Annotated in this window: 20 protein-coding genes and 1 pseudogene; 5 read left to right on the forward strand and 16 right to left on the reverse strand. The window is 56.3% G+C overall.

The features are described from left to right. Nucleotides 1–105: 105 nt before the first annotated feature. The 4 genes from V9K92_RS01785 to V9K92_RS01800 all read right to left on the reverse strand — a co-directional run bounded on the left by V9K92_RS01785 (nucleotide 106) and on the right by V9K92_RS01800 (nucleotide 2,949). A complete protein-coding gene (locus tag V9K92_RS01785; RefSeq protein ID WP_307278497.1) occupies nucleotides 106–450 on the reverse strand; it encodes a hypothetical protein in 345 nt (114 codons plus the stop codon). Nucleotides 451–573: 123 nt separating this feature from the next. Next, entirely contained in the window at nucleotides 574–975 is a 402-nt protein-coding gene (locus V9K92_RS01790; protein WP_337353051.1) for a RidA family protein, read from the reverse strand. Between the two features lie 117 nt (nucleotides 976–1,092). Next, a complete protein-coding gene (locus V9K92_RS01795) occupies nucleotides 1,093–1,833 on the reverse strand; it encodes an SDR family NAD(P)-dependent oxidoreductase (RefSeq protein ID WP_337353052.1) in 741 nt (246 codons plus the stop codon). A 258-nt stretch (nucleotides 1,834–2,091) separates the two neighbouring features. Further along, a complete protein-coding gene (locus V9K92_RS01800) occupies nucleotides 2,092–2,949 on the reverse strand; it encodes an alpha/beta fold hydrolase (protein WP_337353053.1) in 858 nt (285 codons plus the stop codon). Nucleotides 2,950–3,081: 132 nt separating this feature from the next. On the opposite strand from V9K92_RS01800, the gene V9K92_RS01805 reads away from it, so the two are divergent. After that, nucleotides 3,082–3,642 (forward strand): TetR/AcrR family transcriptional regulator, encoded by a 561-nt coding sequence (locus V9K92_RS01805; RefSeq protein WP_307278508.1) that lies wholly within the window; start codon nucleotides 3,082–3,084, stop codon nucleotides 3,640–3,642. 131 nt (nucleotides 3,643–3,773) lie between these two features. On the opposite strand, the gene V9K92_RS01810 is transcribed toward V9K92_RS01805, so the two are convergent. From V9K92_RS01810 to V9K92_RS01820, 3 genes are read right to left on the reverse strand one after another with little or no spacing between them, the layout of a single operon-like run. Beyond that, entirely contained in the window at nucleotides 3,774–4,283 is a 510-nt protein-coding gene (locus tag V9K92_RS01810; RefSeq protein ID WP_337353054.1) for a nuclear transport factor 2 family protein, read from the reverse strand. 39 nt (nucleotides 4,284–4,322) lie between these two features. After that, a complete protein-coding gene (locus V9K92_RS01815; protein ID WP_337353055.1) occupies nucleotides 4,323–5,801 on the reverse strand; it encodes an aldehyde dehydrogenase family protein in 1,479 nt (492 codons plus the stop codon). Nucleotides 5,802–5,848: 47 nt separating this feature from the next. Next, nucleotides 5,849–6,121: a hypothetical protein gene (locus tag V9K92_RS01820; RefSeq protein ID WP_337353056.1), complete on the reverse strand. Its 273-nt coding sequence runs from the start codon at nucleotides 6,119–6,121 to the stop codon at nucleotides 5,849–5,851. Between the two features lie 181 nt (nucleotides 6,122–6,302). On the opposite strand from V9K92_RS01820, the gene V9K92_RS01825 reads away from it, so the two are divergent. After that, nucleotides 6,303–7,214, forward strand: a complete 912-nt coding sequence (locus tag V9K92_RS01825) for a LysR family transcriptional regulator (protein ID WP_337353057.1) — start codon at nucleotides 6,303–6,305, stop codon at nucleotides 7,212–7,214. Nucleotides 7,215–7,484: 270 nt separating this feature from the next. On the opposite strand, the gene V9K92_RS01830 is transcribed toward V9K92_RS01825, so the two are convergent. After that, complete coding sequence (locus tag V9K92_RS01830; protein WP_337353058.1) at nucleotides 7,485–8,675, reverse strand: amino acid ABC transporter substrate-binding protein; 1,191 nt, start codon at nucleotides 8,673–8,675, stop codon at nucleotides 7,485–7,487. Between the two features lie 515 nt (nucleotides 8,676–9,190). On the opposite strand from V9K92_RS01830, the gene V9K92_RS01835 reads away from it, so the two are divergent. After that, entirely contained in the window at nucleotides 9,191–9,532 is a 342-nt protein-coding gene (locus V9K92_RS01835) for a nuclear transport factor 2 family protein (RefSeq protein ID WP_337353059.1), read from the forward strand. Between the two features lie 266 nt (nucleotides 9,533–9,798). On the opposite strand, the gene V9K92_RS01840 is transcribed toward V9K92_RS01835, so the two are convergent. After that, nucleotides 9,799–10,683: a LysR family transcriptional regulator gene (locus V9K92_RS01840; protein ID WP_337353060.1), complete on the reverse strand. Its 885-nt coding sequence runs from the start codon at nucleotides 10,681–10,683 to the stop codon at nucleotides 9,799–9,801. Nucleotides 10,684–10,838: 155 nt separating this feature from the next. Between V9K92_RS01840 and V9K92_RS01845 the strand changes: the two genes are divergently transcribed. Beyond that, complete coding sequence (locus tag V9K92_RS01845; protein ID WP_337353061.1) at nucleotides 10,839–11,489, forward strand: hydrolase; 651 nt, start codon at nucleotides 10,839–10,841, stop codon at nucleotides 11,487–11,489. 100 nt (nucleotides 11,490–11,589) lie between these two features. After that, on the forward strand, nucleotides 11,590–12,324 hold the full coding sequence (locus V9K92_RS01850; protein WP_337353062.1) for a nuclear transport factor 2 family protein: 735 nt from the start codon (nucleotides 11,590–11,592) through the stop codon (nucleotides 12,322–12,324). On the opposite strand, the gene V9K92_RS01855 is transcribed toward V9K92_RS01850, so the two are convergent. From V9K92_RS01855 to V9K92_RS01885, 7 genes and pseudogenes are all read right to left on the reverse strand, one after another. After that, a complete protein-coding gene (locus V9K92_RS01855) occupies nucleotides 12,281–12,583 on the reverse strand; it encodes an amidohydrolase family protein (RefSeq protein ID WP_443094422.1) in 303 nt (100 codons plus the stop codon). The two genes, V9K92_RS01850 and V9K92_RS01855, sit on opposite strands and share 44 nt — an antisense overlap. Further along, nucleotides 12,531–12,641 carry a DUF5996 family protein gene (locus V9K92_RS01860; protein WP_337353063.1) on the reverse strand — a complete coding sequence of 37 codons (111 nt, stop codon included), beginning with the start codon at nucleotides 12,639–12,641 and terminating at the stop codon, nucleotides 12,531–12,533. The genes V9K92_RS01855 and V9K92_RS01860 overlap by 53 nt, the downstream gene beginning before the upstream one ends. After that, nucleotides 12,641–13,072: a DUF5996 family protein gene (locus V9K92_RS01865; RefSeq protein ID WP_337353064.1), complete on the reverse strand. Its 432-nt coding sequence runs from the start codon at nucleotides 13,070–13,072 to the stop codon at nucleotides 12,641–12,643. The genes V9K92_RS01860 and V9K92_RS01865 overlap by 1 nt, the downstream gene beginning before the upstream one ends. Nucleotides 13,073–13,169: 97 nt before the next feature. Next, on the reverse strand, nucleotides 13,170–14,105 hold the full coding sequence (locus tag V9K92_RS01870) for a pirin family protein (RefSeq protein WP_337353065.1): 936 nt from the start codon (nucleotides 14,103–14,105) through the stop codon (nucleotides 13,170–13,172). 181 nt (nucleotides 14,106–14,286) lie between these two features. Then, nucleotides 14,287–15,156, reverse strand: a pseudogene (locus tag V9K92_RS01875) (LysR family transcriptional regulator); the annotation flags it as partial. Nucleotides 15,157–15,177: 21 nt separating this feature from the next. Next, on the reverse strand, nucleotides 15,178–16,227 hold the full coding sequence (locus V9K92_RS01880) for an LLM class flavin-dependent oxidoreductase (protein WP_337353484.1): 1,050 nt from the start codon (nucleotides 16,225–16,227) through the stop codon (nucleotides 15,178–15,180). A 188-nt stretch (nucleotides 16,228–16,415) separates the two neighbouring features. After that, nucleotides 16,416–16,847, reverse strand: a complete 432-nt coding sequence (locus V9K92_RS01885) for a hypothetical protein (RefSeq protein WP_337353067.1) — start codon at nucleotides 16,845–16,847, stop codon at nucleotides 16,416–16,418. Nucleotides 16,848–17,119: the final 272 nt, after the last annotated feature.

Genomic DNA, 17,119 nt, shown 5'->3' on the forward strand with positions numbered 1-17,119 from the left:
CATCTGATGATTATCGAGCGTTTTGTCGACTGTCAGGTATTCCCATTTCATGATGGACCTCGTTTATTGCTGTTACCGATTGCTTGCGACAGGTGAAGGAGTTTGTCAGGGCGTCGTGGTGTGCGCAGACTGGGTCTTCCAATAGGTGTCGATGATGTTGCGACAGTTCTGAACGACATGATCGCCAACCTCCGGGTTTCCTCCCCGTAGCGTATCCGGATTGCCTCCGCAAAGGCGCACGAACGTTGCCTGTTGAACCGCAAACGTAAAATAGCCTTCACTGGTCGGTTCGAAGCTCAAACCGGCGTCCCGGACGCTCGCTGCAACTTCGATTGCTGCATCGGAGATGGCGCGAGCCACCTTCTCAAGCATCTTCTGTTCGGCTGCTTGCTGGATATCTAGGAAGGAGCGCTCCTGGGGTGTGGGAATGGGGCAGCTGTGGGTCTTCATCACGTTCTCGTTGCTGGAAGGCTGAGGTTCTGATCGCGGTGCGCGATCAGCTGGCTGCAGCCATGGTTCGCCCATTGCTCAGCGCGACTAGTCATTGTGCACTAATGCGGCCGTGGCAGGGTGTCATTCCAGGATGGCAGTGACACGAATCTCAATTCGCATGGCAGGGAGCCCAAGGGCTTCTACACCGGTTTGCGTCCAAATCGGAGCGCGATCGGGCATGTACCTACGGAAGAAACCGGCAATTGTGTCGTTCACAATCGGCGGAAAGCCTCCAACGTGGTAAGAATTAACATGGACGACATCCCTCCACTCCGCGCCAGCCGCGGCCAAGGTTCGCTGGACATTCTCAAACGCTCGCTCGATCTCGCTCACGATCGAATCGGGGATTTCGAGTTCATCGTTCCATCCGCCTTGGCCGGATATCTCGACGCGATCACCGATCTTGAGCGCTTGTGAAAAGTGCAAAAGCTCGTGGAATTTCTGCCCGTATCCGGGTGTGACGAAAAGTTCAGGCTTGGCCATCAAGGTCTCCTATTGTCAAAAGTAGAAACATGGAGAAGGCGCCCACCGAAGTGATCAATGGCCGGCATGCACAGCCGATCAACGGTGGGTACCATTCTCCTATTCGGTACGAGAAAATCAGGCGATCGCACCGCCGTCCGCCGTAAGAATGGCGCCCGTGATGACACTCGCAGCCGGACTTGCGAGAAATACGACAGCGTTCGCGATTTCGCGCGGTTCGCCGTAGCGCCCCAAGGACGTCAAGCTCTTCTGCAAGTCTGCAGCTGGTCCATCCGCCGGGTTGCTCTCCGTGTCGGTTGCTCCGGGTTGCACGAGATTGACCGTGATGCCACTCGGACCAAGTTCACGCGAAAGACCGCGTGTGAAGGATGTGAGTGCTGCCTTGGACATTGCGTATGGTGTAATGCCGGGAAACGGTACCCGCTCACCCAGAGCCGAGCCGATTGTGACGATGCGGCCGCCTTTGCCGAGATGCGGGATGACGGCTTTCGCGAACAGGACCGGAGCCCGTACATTGACATCCATCAACGTCTGATACGCTGAGAGATCAAGGTCCGCGACCATTCCGTTGTGGCCAATCGCGGCGCTGTTCACAAGGATGTCCAGCCCGCCCAAAACGGAGACGGCCTCGCTTACTGAGCTAGCAATTGCCTCTGGGTCGGCACTGTCGGCCTGGATCGCAGCCACACGGCGTCCCAACTTTTCGATCGCTTCCGCTACCTTTGAAGCCTTTTCGGTGGAGCGTTGGTAGGTGAACGCAACATCCGCGCCGTTTTCCGCCAACGCCAATGCAATCGCAGCACCAATTCCTCGCGACCCGCCGGTTACCAATGCACGTTTGCCTTCGAGATTGATCATATTTCTGTTCCTTCTCCTAGATAAGTTGATGTGTTCCAGACCATTTGCGAAATACCGAAGCTGCGAACCGAACTAGCGAACAATATTTTGTGGAGCCTGCTGGCATGCTGTAGGTGCGCGACGCGCAAAACTCTGTCGCGTGAGCTGGAACGCTGGGACTGGCTAATAAACCTGTACCTGTCTCCCGCGTAGCTTCATCATTGTCTCCTTTTCTATGACCCTGAAGCTCAACTTGGCCGCGAGACTGTCGTATCGAGCTCAGACATGTCTGATCAGGAAGCTCCGGATGAACTGAGCAATCTCATCCGCGTGTGTTTCCAAGGCAAAATGCCCCGTATCGACCAGATGGACCTCTGCGGCGGGCAGGTCACGCTTGTAGGCCTCGGCACCCGCCGGTACGAATGCTGGATCATGTCTGCCCCAGACCGCCAGGAACGGTGGTTGATGATCCCGGAAATATGCCTGAAACTCTTCATACCGGTCGATGTTTGTTCTGTAGTCGAGGATAAGATCGAGCTGAATATCTTCCGCACCCGGCCGCGACATGAACGCGATATCAAGCTGGTAGCCATCGGGCGAAAGTCGCTCCTTTGATGTCCCGGTGCGGTATTGCCAATTCTCGATCACCTCAGGAGACAGGGACGCTCGACATGCCTCTCTGTTTTCGGCGGAGGGGTCCCGCCAATAGGTCTCCCAAGCGATCCATTCTTCACTGAACCCGTCGATGTAGGCGTTACCATTCTGGCTGATTATGGCAGTGATCCGCTCCGGATTGGCCGTCGCCATCCTGAAGCCCACCGGTGCGCCGTAGTCGAACACGTAAAGTGCATAGCGGCTGAGGCCGAGCGCCTCTGTAAAGCCTGTCATGATGGCGGCGAGGTTATCGAATGTGTAAGCAAACTCCCCACGTGGAGGAGAGATCGTTCGACCAAACCCGGGAAGATCTGGTGCGATGACCCGGTACCGATCTGCCAACAGCGGGATCAGATCACGGAACATGTGGCTGGATGACGGAAAGCCGTGAAGGAGAAGAAGGACCGGCGCTTCCTTCGAACCAGCCTCTCTGTAGAAAACCTCGATGTCTTTAACCTTTTGCGTTTTGTAGCTCACGGCCATTTTGGAACTCCTTCTCAAAGGTCTCGGCAAACCAACAGTAACGGATGGACGTAAAATACGACCGAACGGTCGGTTGTCAACCCTTCAAGGTTGTTGTATCAAGTGTCGTAGAACTCGGCTCGGAGAAAACGTATGAAAGTCTTGAGAGAAACGATCGTATCAACTGCGAGGGAATTGTTTCGATCGAAAGGGTATTCCGGGGCGTCGATGAACGACCTCGCGGATGCCGTGGGCCTGAAGAAATCATCGCTATACGTCCGCTTTCCCAACAAAGAAGCTCTCGTTCCGGCGGTCCTCGATCTCACCTTGCAAGAGACATTCGGTCAAAGAGACCTCGGCTCCCGGCAATGGGACGTAGAATTCATCGAGGTCATAGAACTAATTGCAGCCACTCTCATTGATCGCGGGCGATGCGTAGGCCTGCATCTTGCTTACGGCACAAGTGACGATACCCCGATTGCGAAGGATGCTGTTCGAGCCTTTTTCCAAGCGCACCGCGATCATCTGTCGAGCATCTTGTCCCGCGTCATGCCTGTTGATGTGGCTCGAGACATCGCAACCGACACGTTAGCCCGATTGGAAGGTGCCACAGCTTTTGTTGCGATATTCGGCGAGAAGGATGCCATGAAGCGAGCGGTTCGACTTTCCATTGAAGAAGCCCAAAAGGCGGCCGAAACCGAAAGCTTGGTCTGACCGCTGGTTATTGATCAGTGGTATTGGCGGGAACGCTACCGCGTCAAAGTGGAGTGACGGGGTGGCGGGCACGGAAGTCATCGCAGCTCGGAAACTCCGACCTGCCACCTTGAGTACGAGGGCCATATTCCTCATATGGTAATTTCGGACCCGTCCGGGTTCGCTTTGATGGAATACTCGCCGCTATATCTGAAACTGCGGACAGTTGCGAAAGTATCTTCCATAAACTGCACATAAGACAGTTTGCCGTTTTCACCGCGTGCCAGAACCGAGAAAGGCGACGTCACCTTTTTACCCAACACATTTGACGTGTAGGTGAACGTGCCGAAGATCGCTGCGCCGTCCTTATTTTCGAAACTGTCCTGGATTTCGAAGTTGTCTGTCGTCCAGTAACGGCCGACATTGATAAAAGTCTGAACTAGCCCTTCGGTACCTTCGTTGGTACCGGCCCAGGGCATGATCCTCTTCAGCTCCGGGTGCTCATAGTTCAGCGAAACATAAATGAAATCGTCCGTCGTGAATTGTTTTACGAAATCCAGGTCAGTCGGGTTCGACAGGATCGACTGCAATACCACTAACGGTGACGTCGGAGATGCAGGCTCGGCTTTAGACAACTTCTTAGCGTGCGCATTGATAGACATCGTTATTTCTCCTTTTAAATGACTTTGGGAATTGAGGTGTCAGCGTTGCGCTAAGCCCGGCTTGAGCGCGATGTGCTTGTGTTCGATGAAATCGTCCAGCGCGGCCAGACCGTTCAAGCGGCCAACGCCAGACTGCTTGAATCCGCCCTCCTCGGTACCGTCGTAGACCTTCGCCCAGTCATTGATCCATACCGAGCCCGCTTCGAGCGCCTGCGCGACGCGCAAGGATCGATCTACATCGCGTGTCCAGATGCTGGCCGACAGTCCGTACTCATTGTCGTTGGCAAGGCGGATCGCTTCCGCCTCGTCAGAGAACCGCTGAATCGTCAGCACTGGACCAAAAGTCTCCTCCTGTACGATAGCAAGACTGTTGTCGGAGACCTCCAGAAGGGCCGGGCGAAAGAAAGCGCCGTTTGCAAGGGGACCCACATTGATGGGGCCGCCACGCTCGACAACCTTCGCGCCGGCTGCGATAGCGGCCTCGACAACACCATCAACCCGCTCGACGTTAGCGCGGTCGATCAAAGGCCCCATGTCGCTGGAGGGGTCGGCGGCGGGGCCGACTTTGACGTTGCGCAACCGCTCAGCCAAGCCGTCGCGAACGGCCTCGTATTTGCCATTCTCCACGAGCAAGCGGGAGCCCGTCATGCAGAATTGGCCGCTAAAGACCGTCAACGCCTTTTCCAGAACCGGCAAGGCGGCATCAAGGTCTGCATCGTCAAAGACGATCATCGGCGTCTTGCCGCCGAGCTCCATTCCGAAGCGCTTGAGATACTTTGCGCCGGTGCTGCTAATGGCTCGTCCCGTACGGGTCGATCCGGTGAAACTAACGACCGGAACCTCCGGCGAGTCTACGAGATAGGCAGAACCCTCAGGCCCGCTCTCAAAAAACAGATTGATCACGCCATTCGGCAGGTCTTCTGCTTCGGCCATAATTTCGGCCATGACGCTTGCCGTCTGTGCGACTTGCGCCGGGAGTTTGATGACGGTGGTGCAACCAGCAGCCAGCGCTGGAGCCAGCGAGCGGATCGTCAGAATAACCGGAGAGTTCCAAGGGGCGATGACTGCCGCGACCCCCATCGGTTGCCGAAGGATCAGGGAGATGCTCCCGGGCTTGGGTGTCAGTGCCCGTCCACCTTCGACCAGCGCAGTCGCTGCCGAGTAGCGAAGTTTGCTCGCAACCATGTCCAATTCGAACGCGGCTTCTGCCTTCACCTTGCCATTCTCCAACGACAGAATTTCAAGCAGTCTGTCGCGGTTTCGTTCAAAGGCGCAGGCTAGTTGATCGAGCACGCGCGCCCGTAATTCGTGATCGTGGGCCCACATGGTTTCACGAAATGCCTTAGAGGCTGCTGCCACCGCAAATTTCGCTGCCTCCAGGCCATAGTCGGGGTAATGGCCGATTACGTTATAGGTCGCTGGGTCGATTGACTGTTGCAACTGACCTTCTTGGCACTGGGATCCGTTGATCCAATTGAAGGCTTTGCGGCTCGTTGCGCCGTCGGGAGTCATTATCATATCTCTGGATCCTCAAACGTTTGCGTGATCGTCCAAGAAGGACGAGATTAGAGCCGGCGTCTCGATTGCCACCGCAGAATTGCCATTTCGATTTTCGCGACAATTGTCCTCACTGCGGGCTGGCTAACGTTGGTGACAATCGGCACGATCATGAGCGTTGTGGCCAATACACGCAGTGGCAGTGGCCAGTTTTGCGTACGGTCGCCCACAAGCCAAATAATCAGAAGGACGATCGGGTAGACGGCGAGCCAAACCATCACGGTCGTTTTCAAGCGTTCGAGTATCACCTGCCGCATGGGGTCATTGCTTGCTTGATCCATTATCCGTCGCGTTGAATGAACAACGATGGAGGATATGTGCGTGAGTGAATGACATGATTATTTCTTCCCAAAGCTTTGCTCGACGTTCTAGTAGCGGTCTGCACGAATAGTTGCTGTGTTGATATTGGAGAATCGCGGCTATTGACGGAATGGTGGTATTCGTCGCATCATACCGGACATAATGTCGTCAATCGTCTCAATCGAGTCCCTCAGCGGTCTCGTCGCGTTCTCAGTTGCCGTCGAAACCGGAAGTTTCGCCGCTGCGGGAAGGAAGCTTGGCCTATCCGCATCCGCCGTTGGAAAGGCGGTAGAGCGACTTGAAGCGCGTATAGGTTTACGGTTGTTGAACCGTACGACCAGATCGCTAGCCGTGACCGGCGAAGGTGACATTCTATACCGATACGTCGCACGCATCTTGAAAGAACTGAAAGATGCTGAGCAAGAGCTTCATCTGGTCCAGAAGACACCCCGAGGTCGACTCAAGGTAAGCGTGCCCACAGTCTTAGGACGCAAGATTATCATGCCGGCGCTCCTCGATTTTCGGACCCTCTTCCCAGAGGTGACGACCGATATCAGCCTGGATGATGTGAAGGTCGATATTATCGAGGATGGATATGACGTGGTGCTGAGACTTGGGGAGCTGGAGGACTCGACCTTACGCGCGCGAAGAATCGGACCACACACATTCATAACGTGCGCCTCACCCGAATATCTTGCCCGCCGCGGAATTCCGCAAAGTCCAGCAGATCTCCATGATCATTGTTGTGTTTATTATCGTTTCCCCACCACCGGTCGGCAGGAGGTTTGGGCGTTCAAGAATTCACACCATGCAACGCCAAGCAAGCCCTCTGTCGTTTTGAACGACGGCGAGTCACTTGCATCCGCCGCACTGGGTGGATTGGGGATTATTCAGGCGCCAAGCTATCTCGTAAGTGAAGACATTGCGGCGGGACGTCTCCAAGCCGTCCTCGCAGATTACACGGACGAACGTGGCAGCGTTTCGCTCGTCTGGCCCCCTATGTCGGCACGAGCGCCCAAAGTTCGCGCCTTCATTGATTTCATGGCCGAGCGCGTTTCCCAAAAGCTTTATTGAGTCGGCACCCAAGATTTCTGTTCACTGCTATGGGACAGTTTGCTGTTTAGGATCGGTCTCATGGGAAATGCTCTTTAATTCAAGCCACTAACAGCAGAAGCGCAGGAGCCGAAGGTCCGTATCCGTTCAAGACCATCGGTCCGGCGCCCAGGTAGGCAGGCTACTTCTTTTCAAGCCAAATACACGAAATTATCGTTTAGCAAAAAAGCTTGTAACAGCATTCGTCACACCGGCCATTGAAAGTCTGCTCTCAATCGCGCTGCTAAGTGATCACAACGCTGAAGCGTAAGGAAAAATGAGTTGTCCCGACGCTAGTCCGCCCGGGCTGACGACAACCTGCTTCGAGCCATCTCTGAACTGACCGGTGTCGTGGCTATCAATCCCTTGGAATTGCACTTGCACCACCCGGGGATTCTCCCACTCGCCGTTCTTGCCGAACCGGATTTCACCCATGACCGTATCGAATACCGCATTACGGGAGAAATTCGACAAAGCCCGGTCGTCGAGCCCGCCGGTCGAGGTAATTGCTTTCGCGACGACTTGCATCTGAGCGTAGGCCAGCGGAGCCATGTAGTGCCCGAGAAGATCGACGCCTTCGACCCTGGCGCGCTCCCGATAGGTGTTTAGGAAGGCTGTGACGCCCGGGTACATCATAGTCGAAACCGGAACCCAATACTCGTAGTTCACCAAGCCGTTGAGCAGGGGACCCAGTGCCGTCTTTACGGACGTATTCTGGGGCCCGATCATACCCGCTCCCACCATTTTCGGGCGGAAGGAATGCTTGCGAATGGCGCGGATGAGATCGATCGAATCCTGAATGTAGGAGCATAGGAAAAGCAGGTCGCAATTGCTCGCAGCGACCGCATCCAAGATTGGCGCGAAGTCAGTGGTCGCAAGCGAATACTCAGCCTCATGGATGATCTTGAAACCGTGCTTTTTTGCGTTGGCCCTCGCGCCAAGAATGGGGTTTTCAGCGAACACGGCATCCGCGGAAAGGAGTGCGACGGTCATAGGCCGTGGCGTCTGCTGTGCGGCAATCTCGAAGAAACCCTCCGTCAGAGCCGCGTTAGGGTCCGGACCTGTCGGTATCATTGCAAAATAGTTCGTGTAGGAGAGCGCATTGTTGACGCCAAGACCCATCAATCCAACGAAATATCGCTGGCGTTCGATGATTAACGGCATGGTCGGCAATATGGTATTGGTGCCGTAGCCGCCGATGACCAGATCAACTTTATCCTCGTCGAGCAACCGTTCATATAGACCAGATACGCGGGACGCATCGCCTTCGTCGTCGTAGCAGACGAATTCGACGGCTCGGCCGAGCAGGCCACCCGAGTCGTTGATTTCGCTTCGCCAAATTTCGTGCGCAAGCCGAGCTGACTGACTGTTGCCCGCAAGCGGGCCTGTCAATGACAGGCAGTAGCCTATTCGGATCGGAGGTGTTGTAAACGAGATGATCATGCGCCTTTGCTAACGGAAGAACCAGGAACAGCCTCGGCACCATCATCTTTGGAGGGAGCTTTGACAGGTTGTTCGGCGTGGTTCGATCCTTCGAACCGTTCAGTTGATACTGTTGCTACAATCGTGTAGCGGGCGTCGGCTAATCATGACTAGCCTCAAAATCGGTGAAGCTGTGTCGCGGAACACGGAACGCGTCGTTCCGTTGTGAGGTCGTTAAATCAGCACCCCACCGGTTGTCCTGCGGATTAGATTCTTTCCTGCGGCAGGCGGCCTGACGAATAGTAAGGTGACAATGCATTCTTGCGGCAACGCGATCGAAGCTGCGGAGTATCACGTCGTTCCAGTTTTTGCGACACAGCTTTCCGATATCGGTAACTAGCCCACTCGTGCGCCTTAGCGATAATTGTCACGCTAAATGGTTGGCGTTTGTTGGCGCCAAATCCGAGCTGCCGCTCGCGTATCATAAGATCAATCCGAGGAGTAGAGCCGTGCAACCTTTAGACTATGATCGACTCATGCAAGCGAACTTGTCCAGCGTATTTAGCGAGCGCGATCCAGAACGGCGCCTGATCGCGATCGGCGAACTCTACGCCGCGGACGCTACACTTAATGAACCAGAAACTTCAGTCACGGGCCATGCGTCGATTTCCGATGCAGTCACAGCCCTTCTTACGAGTTTCCCCGCCGACTTCGTCTTCTCGGCACTTGGGCCAGCCCTGGGCCACCACGATATTGGCCGTTTGCGATGGCAGGCAGGCCCTCCTGATGGTCCCTCAGCGGTAACGGGTATGGATATCGCTCATTTCCAAGATGGTCGGATACATTCGCTGTATGTTTTTATCAAACCCGGCACCTAAGGGCGTTTGCTCACGGGCATTGTCTTAGAGATCCTTGAAGCCCGTTGTGCCCGAACAGCACTGACATCAAAGCTGTCGTCAAATATTATCCAAGCCCTGCTCTTTGATATTGGTGTAGTTGGTGGGGTTGGCCATTATGAGTATGATCACAAGCCGGGCTTATTGGACCAAGCGGTCGCCTGGCTAGCACGTTCGACATGCGACTTTTGACCATCTGGTGCCGAAGAGTACCAACGCCAGTTAGCTGCGATACTCACGAAATGAGGCTAGGCATCCGGGGGCTCGTCGTCATCAAAGCATTCGATCAGCATATCGGTCAGAACGCGCACTTTCCTGGCTGGATATTGCGCTGGAGGCCGCACAACATAAATCCCAGCCGGCGGTAGAGGATACTTTGTCATCACGGGGACAAGTGCACCGGAGGCAACATACTCTTTGATCAGCCCTTCGGGGAGATAGGCTATGCCGATACCCGCTACCGCAGCGGCCGTAAGAGCGACGGCGTTGTCAGCCTTGAAGCGGCCTCGCGGGTTGACCGTGATGGTCTTCTCGGCACCCAGAAAATGCCAAGCTTCCGTTCCCTGCATCAAAGCCTGATGGCTGGCAAGATCCTGCGGTGTCTCGGGAGATCCGTGTTTCTCGATATAGTCGGGACTCGCAACAAGCTTCCCGTAGATGGGCCCGACGCGTCTCGCGATCAGATTGGAATCCTGAAGATAGCCGAGCCTTATGGCACAGTCGTAGCCTTCTGTAATAAGATCGACGACCTGGTCACTGTAAGAGGTCTGTATTTGTAAGAGCGGATGGCGGCGCGCCATCTCCGCAATGACGCTGGCCAAGTGCGTTGGCCCGAACGATAAAGGTGCAGCGATCCGCAAGCGCCCGCGAAGCTCACCGGCAGGCAAGATCGTTTCCTTCGCCACGTCGATTTCCGCACAGACCCTTGCTGCATAGTCCCGGAAGGTGCTGCCGGCCTCTGTGAGCGCGGCGCCACGCGTACTTCTCGCAAGTAGCTGCGCGCCGAGTTCCTCTTCAAGCCGGACCAAACTCCGGCTGACCATCGATTTCGAGACACCAAGCCGCAACGCGGCGGCCGTCACACCACCAGCATCAGCAACCTCAACAAACGTCCTCAGGTCTTCGATGTCCAATTAGTGTTCCCCGTTTAGCGACACAGCTTTGCAAGATTGAACACTACCGCATCACTTTGTGGAATGACAGTGTCCGCGTCAACGGCAGCGCTCCTGACAGCGCATGCTGCCTAAACAGTTCAACACACCCTCAAAATGACAGCAGAGGAATTTTCATGACCCTTCGTAACGGCCTTTCGTCACTCCTTCGTCCCGAGGATTCGGTACTGGTTCTGATCGACCACCAGCCCTATCAGCTTGCGAACCTGAATAGCCACGAGCCTCAGATGGTGGTCAACAACACTGTGGGCTTGGCCAAGGTCGCAAAGGCGTTTGGTGTGCCGACAATCCTGACTACCGTCGTTGCCGGGCGCGGCGGCAACCTTTTTCCTCAGATTGCAGACGTATTCCCGGGCCAGGAAATCATCGACCGGACATTCATTAATACTTGGCAGGACCAGAAGGTCGTGGACGTTGTCAAGGCGACGGGACGCAAGCAGCTGATCATGGCCGGCCTGTGGACAGAGGTATGCGTCGCGATGCCTGCGATCCAGGCGCTTGGGGAAGGTTGGGACGTAACGGTCATCACCGATGCTTCCGGCGGTGTCTCGGTCGAAGCTCACCAAGTCGCCATACAGCGCATGATTGCGGCGGGTGCCAACATGATGACTTGGCTCGCGCTGGCGGCAGAATGGCAGCGTGACTGGGCGCGAGCGGAAACTGCTGGGAAGGTCACAGATGTCATCATCCAGCATGCTGGTGGCAGCGGCATCGCCTATCTCTGGGAACAACAACTGCTCAATACCCCTGTCCCCAAAACGGCTTGATGAAGTAACCCGGGGATGGCGAGGCTCGATGTCGGATTGACAAAAGCTCTCATCGGACCTCGCTACCCTAGTCTGACGCAATTGAATAAGGACCATGCTTTTGTCTATTGATCACTTCCCCGTCGGGCTAGAGTTTGATGTTTCCTATCCGAACTTCACCGCCACCCTTTCACTTCTGTCAACGACGCAACTGAAATTCGAGATCAAGGGGGGGCCGCTTGCACATATGGAAGTCGTCGATATACACGTCGTGCCGCTTGGTAACAGCATGTTCGCGGTTAGCTGGCAGGAGAAGGACGGTGCCACGGTGACCAACGTCCAGGATTACGACCGCGGCCGGATCCACTCGCATGCGACGTTAGCGAACGGCCAGTTCTTGCGAATGACCGGGTCGATTACCATCACGCGTGCCAGCGATCGTGTTATCGACGAACGTCCTCAGCGCAACAAAGCTCTCGTGCGCGAGGCAATGACGTCGCCGTTCCAGCGTCACGAGGTGGCGGCGGTCGAGCGGCTTTATGCGCCCGATTACGTCCAGCACAATCCCAGTATCCCACAAGGTCGCGACGCCTTGCAGGCGCTTGTCAGCAACCTGCCCAAGGACGTGTACTATGAACCCGGCCTCACGCTGGCCGAGGGGAATTTCGTCGCCATCCATGGCCGCATCCGCGGTTGGGCCGAAAGCACACAAATCGTGGTCGATCTGTTCCGTATAGAGAATGGCAAGCTCGTCGAGCACTGGGATGTACTCCAGAATGAAGTGCCGGACGCGGCAGGCCTCGGCCGCACCGCTATGTTCGACCCGAAAGCAGAGATCCGCACCGACAGGGCGTAATACGTATACAGATATAGTCCTGCGCCCCGAACACGACCCTGCCGCCCATGACGGTCAGAACCGAGGAAACGGATTTGATCTGATCCTCCGGCACAGAAAAGTAATCCCTGTCGAGAACGGAAAAATCTGCGAGATTACCGGGGGCGATCAGGCCCATTTCGGATTCCGTGTTCATCAACCACGCTGCAATGGATTGACGCCTGCCGTCACGAAAACCGCGTGACGGCCAGATCGAAGCTGCCCCAGAAAAGATGTACAAGGCTGGATTTCCCGATGAAGAATGTCCTGAATGTTTTGAATACCCTGTTTATAGCCATCAGAGCCTGATGAGAATTCCCAATAGCCTCGCGATCCTACGGGCGTTCCCGATGGTCCTCATCAAAGGGCACGGGTCTGCGACTTCATTTGGCTGACCATGAAAATCGGGCCTGCCGTCGAGTTCGGCGATCAGACGGGCGAAATTTGCATGGAAATCAGCGACAGTAGATGTGCTCAATGCAAACGAGGATCGAAGTCCGTCTCCATTCGAACCGATCACCGCATGTTCATGAAAGCCGGAGATAATCTCGATGCCAGGGCCATCAGGTATCGGCGAGGATGCAAGACCGGAAGGGCTTACGTAGAAAGTCGCGTTCCAGGAGTGGTTGAGCCACGGTGTGTGAGCCAGCGGTATTTGCCGACGACCTGCAAATAGAGATGCAGTGCGGAACACGTCTCGAGCCAGCTGAGGTAGTCTAGGTGTGGTCATGTATTGCTCATTTTGCTTCATCCATTTTCTGCCGAAACACGATGTCGTCAATGCTGTCCCGGTTTGATCGGCCGCGCGCAGTCGATGGCTACTGTCGTCATTCGGGGAGCGGTATATGCTCGTCGCGATCATCGATCGGCAGGTCGAACAGGCCTTCGCCCCATTTCTGTGCCTGCCATTCGGCCTTGGCTTCCTCGATGCGCTCTTTCGAAGAAGCGACGAAGTTCCACCAGATGTAGCGCGGTCCAGACAGTGTTGCCCCGCCTAAGATCATCAAGCGAGCGCCTTTTTGCCCCGCCGCAACCGTGATCCTGTCGCCGGGGCGAAAGACCATCATCTGTTGTGCCTCAAACTCCTGGCCAGCGATAGAGATCGAGCCTTCGACGATATAGATGCCCCTGTCTTCGTGGTTGTCCGGCATCGGCAGGCGAGCTCCTGCCTCCAGCGTGACATCGGCATAGAATGTCTCAGAAAACATGGTTGCGGGAGCGGCCTTGCCGTAGGCGTTGCCGAGAATGAGCCGAACCGACACCCCATGATCCTCGATGACCGGCAGCATCTCCTCGCCGTAGTGGTTAAACGTCGGCGCCATGTCCTCGTTCTTTTCCGGTAGGGCGAGCCAGGTCTGGATCCCGAACAGGCTGTTCGGCCCGGTTCGGGCGGTGGCGGATGTTCGCTCCGAATGGGAAACACCACGGCCTGCGACCATCCAGTTCAGCGCACCGGGACGGATGATCTGGTCTGCTCCGGTGCTGTCGCGGTGGTGGAAGTCGCCGCGATAGAGATATGTGACCGTGCCAAGCCCGATATGCGGGTGAGGACGAACATCGATGCCCTGGCCTGTCAGGAGCTCAGCCGGCCCTGCCTGATCGAAGAAGATGAAGGGGCCGACCATCTGTCGGTTCGGGGCGGGTAGGGCGCGCCGGACCTCAAAGCCGCCAAGGTCGCGAGCGCGGGGAATGATGAGGGTCTCGATCGCGTCCATGCCAACGTCGTCTGGGCAACCTGGTTCTCTTGCGGGGTTCCAGCTCATGTGCGGACACCTTTCTTATCTGGTGGGCGATTTACATCGCGGAGTGAATTGGCTGCCGCAGTTCTCTGACGGCATCATCTGAAACGGAGTTATTTATCGTCAGTCGGAGTTTCGCACCCGACGACCTGTTGAGAGAGGTGGGCGAGAGATCGAGGTTGGATCGGTTTTCAGCGCCCGACTCCCCCCAAAGTCTTTCGAAAGATGCGATCAGGAATTCGGAAAGGATACGCACCTTGCGCGGTGGATGGGGACTGGACGGCCTCACAACATGAACATCCCCGACGGGCAGTGGAAAGCGCGTCATGATCGGGACGAGCGCACCGGAGGCAAGATAAGAATGTGTGACGCAGTCTGGAAGCCATGCGATGCCAAGCCCCTCCGCCGCGGCTTTGGCAATCGCCGCACTGTTGTTGGAGCTGAAGCGACCCTGTGGCTGCACGGTAAGTATCCTGTCACCTTCCAGGAACCGCCAGGCCTCGATCCCCAGCAAGGCTTGGTGGGTCGCGATTTCGACTGGCGTTTCAGGTGAGCCATGAACCCGGATATAGTCGGCGCTGGCAACGAGCTTAAAATAAATCTCGCCCACGCGCTTGGCGATCACATTGGAGTCACGCAACGCGCCGACCAGGATCGCGCAGTCGAAGCCTTCTGCAACCAGATCGACGCAGTGGTCGCTATATTCGGCGTGGATCTGAAGCTGCGGGTGTCGGCGCGCCATTTCTGTAAGCACGGAGGCGAAGTGCACTGGGCCCGATGTCAGCGGAACGGAAACCCTCAAGCGTCCACGAAGGTCGCCTTCGGGCAAAATCGTTTCGCGTGCAATGTCTATTTCGGTGCAGGTTTTTGCCGCGAAATCGCGAAACGTGACACCCGCCTCGGTGAGTCCGGCGCCACGGGTAGTGCGCGCAAGAAGCTGAACACCGAGTTCGACCTCAAGCCGGGCGAGCCGCCGGCTGACCATCGACTTGGAAATTCCCAGTCGGCGCGCTGCGGGCGATACACCACCGGAATCGGCAACTTCGACAAAGGTCCGCAGATCTTCTATGTCCATTCCGCAGTCCCCCTTTTGCGATCAAGCCCTGATATCAAGTTCTTGTGCTGCTCTGACCACCGGCGCCACTTCAGTGCCCAGCAGTTCTATTGATCGTTTCATCGCTGCAGTCTCGAGAGCGGCTGTGCTCATCTGGAAGGTGATGCGTGATACGCCGCCCAGTGTTTCGCTCGCCTGCAGCATCTTGGCTGCAACCGTCGCCGGATCACCAACCAGGAATGCGCCTTCAGGCCCCGCCATGGTCTCGAACTGCTGACGCGTGGGCGGCGACCAGCCGCGCTCGCGACCGATATTCGATGTCAAATGCGCCCAGCCAGGGAAAAAGGAGTCCTTGGCTGCCGCACCGCTTTCGCCGACAAACCCCATCGCATGAACCCCGATCTTGAGAGCCTCGGGGCTGTGCCCTGCGCGCTTGCCAGCTTCCCGGTAGAGATCGACAAGCGGACGAAAGCGCTCGAAGCTTCCGCCTATGATAGCGATCATCAGTGGAAGCCCGAGCGCACCGGCGCGGACAAAGGACTGTGGCGTGCCGCCGACACCGATCCAAATCGGAAGTTGCGGTTGATGGGGACGCGGGTAGACGCCTTGTCCGCTGAGCGGCGGGCGAAATCGCCCTTCCCAGATGACATTCGTCGAGGCTCGCAGCGCAAGTAACAGGCCAAGCTTTTCCGCAAAAAGCTCATCGTAGTCACGCGTGTCCAGGCCGAAAAGCGGGTAAGCCTCCACGAAGGACCCGCGACCGACAACGATTTCCGCACGGCCCCTGGATATCAGGTCGAGAGTTGCAAACTCCTGAAAAACCCGCACAGGATCGGCGGCACTCAAGATTGTTACCGCGCTCGTCAACCGGATCTGGCTTGTCCGTGCCGCTGCCGCAGCCAGTATGATTGTGGGCGCTGAATCAAGAAACTCGCCGCGGTGATGTTCTCCGATGCCAAAGACGTCCAATCCCACTCGGTCCGCCACCTCGACTTCCTCGATCAGTTCCGCCATACGAACGGTGGCCGACGGAACCTTACCTGTTGCCGGTTCGGGGAGAATGGCTGCGAAACTGTCGATACCGATTTCCATCATGGGTCCTTTGAAAGTTGTGTGGCGGCAGTCGGAAATGATGTTGCCGGCTCATGTGATGCGGGTCGCCACGGCATCTCCGCCGATCCCGTGGCGTTGGGTTCTCACCGGATCCCATTTGCAAGGACCATCGGTAGCGAGTGCTGCAGGAAACACTATGTTGAGACCATAAAAGATTGCACCGCCGCTCACGCCCGCAAGGGTCCAAAGCGGAGCAGCGCAGCGGTGATCACTCCGCAGAACAGAAATTCTTTACCCAGAGGTGTCAGGACACTGAGAAAGACAGTTGCTGCAACCGCATTTGCACTTGTTCCCGTTGCGTAAACATCCTGTGGCGTCCGGTTGTTTCCGGTCAGCATGATGCAAGCGAGGATTGCGAGGCTTTTCATTAAGAATGTAATGAACACCAGACCAACTGCTATCGATAACCAACACTTCGTCGTACGGCGCACGCCGAAAGCCCTCCACGAGCGCAGACAAAAGGATAACGCCGCGATAAAGCGTCCCAGCCCACCGATGCCAGAGAGAAGCCCACAGGCAATAGCCAAAACAGAGAGGCAGGCAAGCGCGACAATGATTTCCGACCAACCCGGGCCAGCGAGCACTTTTCTGTTGTTCAAGGTCCTCTCCCCGCGGATCCACGGCCATCTACCCGAGAGACTGTCATCTCGGCAGGTCCTGCGGTAGTGCCTATTCTTGCGAAGCTGTGTCGCAAAATGGGGAACGCCTTGCCCGGAGGACCTTCATGCCTGCCGGGCACTCATACAGCTGCTCAAGCATGCCATTCTCTGGATGGTCAGAAAGATCATCGCCCTAGCTCTACGACGCCGCCTAGCCACACGACTGGCACGCAGGGGCGCGCATGACCGCGGCGGTTTCACCGCATTTCTTT

Origin of the sequence: Phyllobacterium sp. CCNWLW109 (assembly GCF_037203905.1) — a bacterium.
Lineage (GTDB): Bacteria > Pseudomonadota > Alphaproteobacteria > Rhizobiales > Rhizobiaceae > Phyllobacterium > Phyllobacterium ifriqiyense.

Coding starts and splice junctions, on each gene's coding strand:
- V9K92_RS01810 (WP_337353054.1), bottom strand. CDS start 4,283: ATGTCTATCAATGCGCACGCTAAGAAGTTGTCTAAAGCCGAGCCTGCA.
- V9K92_RS01880 (WP_337353484.1), bottom strand. CDS start 16,227: ATGGAAATCGGTATCGACAGTTTCGCAGCCATTCTCCCCGAACCGGCA.
- V9K92_RS01820 (WP_337353056.1), bottom strand. CDS start 6,121: ATGGATCAAGCAAGCAATGACCCCATGCGGCAGGTGATACTCGAACGC.
- V9K92_RS01815 (WP_337353055.1), bottom strand. CDS start 5,801: ATGATAATGACTCCCGACGGCGCAACGAGCCGCAAAGCCTTCAATTGG.
- V9K92_RS01830 (WP_337353058.1), bottom strand. CDS start 8,675: ATGATCATCTCGTTTACAACACCTCCGATCCGAATAGGCTACTGCCTG.
- V9K92_RS01835 (WP_337353059.1), top strand. CDS start 9,191: ATGCAAGCGAACTTGTCCAGCGTATTTAGCGAGCGCGATCCAGAACGG.
- V9K92_RS01845 (WP_337353061.1), top strand. CDS start 10,839: ATGACCCTTCGTAACGGCCTTTCGTCACTCCTTCGTCCCGAGGATTCG.
- V9K92_RS01860 (WP_337353063.1), bottom strand. CDS start 12,641: ATGGCTATAAACAGGGTATTCAAAACATTCAGGACATTCTTCATCGGG.
- V9K92_RS01805 (WP_307278508.1), top strand. CDS start 3,082: ATGAAAGTCTTGAGAGAAACGATCGTATCAACTGCGAGGGAATTGTTT.
- V9K92_RS01825 (WP_337353057.1), top strand. CDS start 6,303: ATGTCGTCAATCGTCTCAATCGAGTCCCTCAGCGGTCTCGTCGCGTTC.
- V9K92_RS01865 (WP_337353064.1), bottom strand. CDS start 13,072: ATGACCACACCTAGACTACCTCAGCTGGCTCGAGACGTGTTCCGCACT.
- V9K92_RS01800 (WP_337353053.1), bottom strand. CDS start 2,949: ATGGCCGTGAGCTACAAAACGCAAAAGGTTAAAGACATCGAGGTTTTC.
- V9K92_RS01790 (WP_337353051.1), bottom strand. CDS start 975: ATGGCCAAGCCTGAACTTTTCGTCACACCCGGATACGGGCAGAAATTC.
- V9K92_RS01795 (WP_337353052.1), bottom strand. CDS start 1,833: ATGATCAATCTCGAAGGCAAACGTGCATTGGTAACCGGCGGGTCGCGA.
- V9K92_RS01785 (WP_307278497.1), bottom strand. CDS start 450: ATGAAGACCCACAGCTGCCCCATTCCCACACCCCAGGAGCGCTCCTTC.
- V9K92_RS01870 (WP_337353065.1), bottom strand. CDS start 14,105: ATGAGCTGGAACCCCGCAAGAGAACCAGGTTGCCCAGACGACGTTGGC.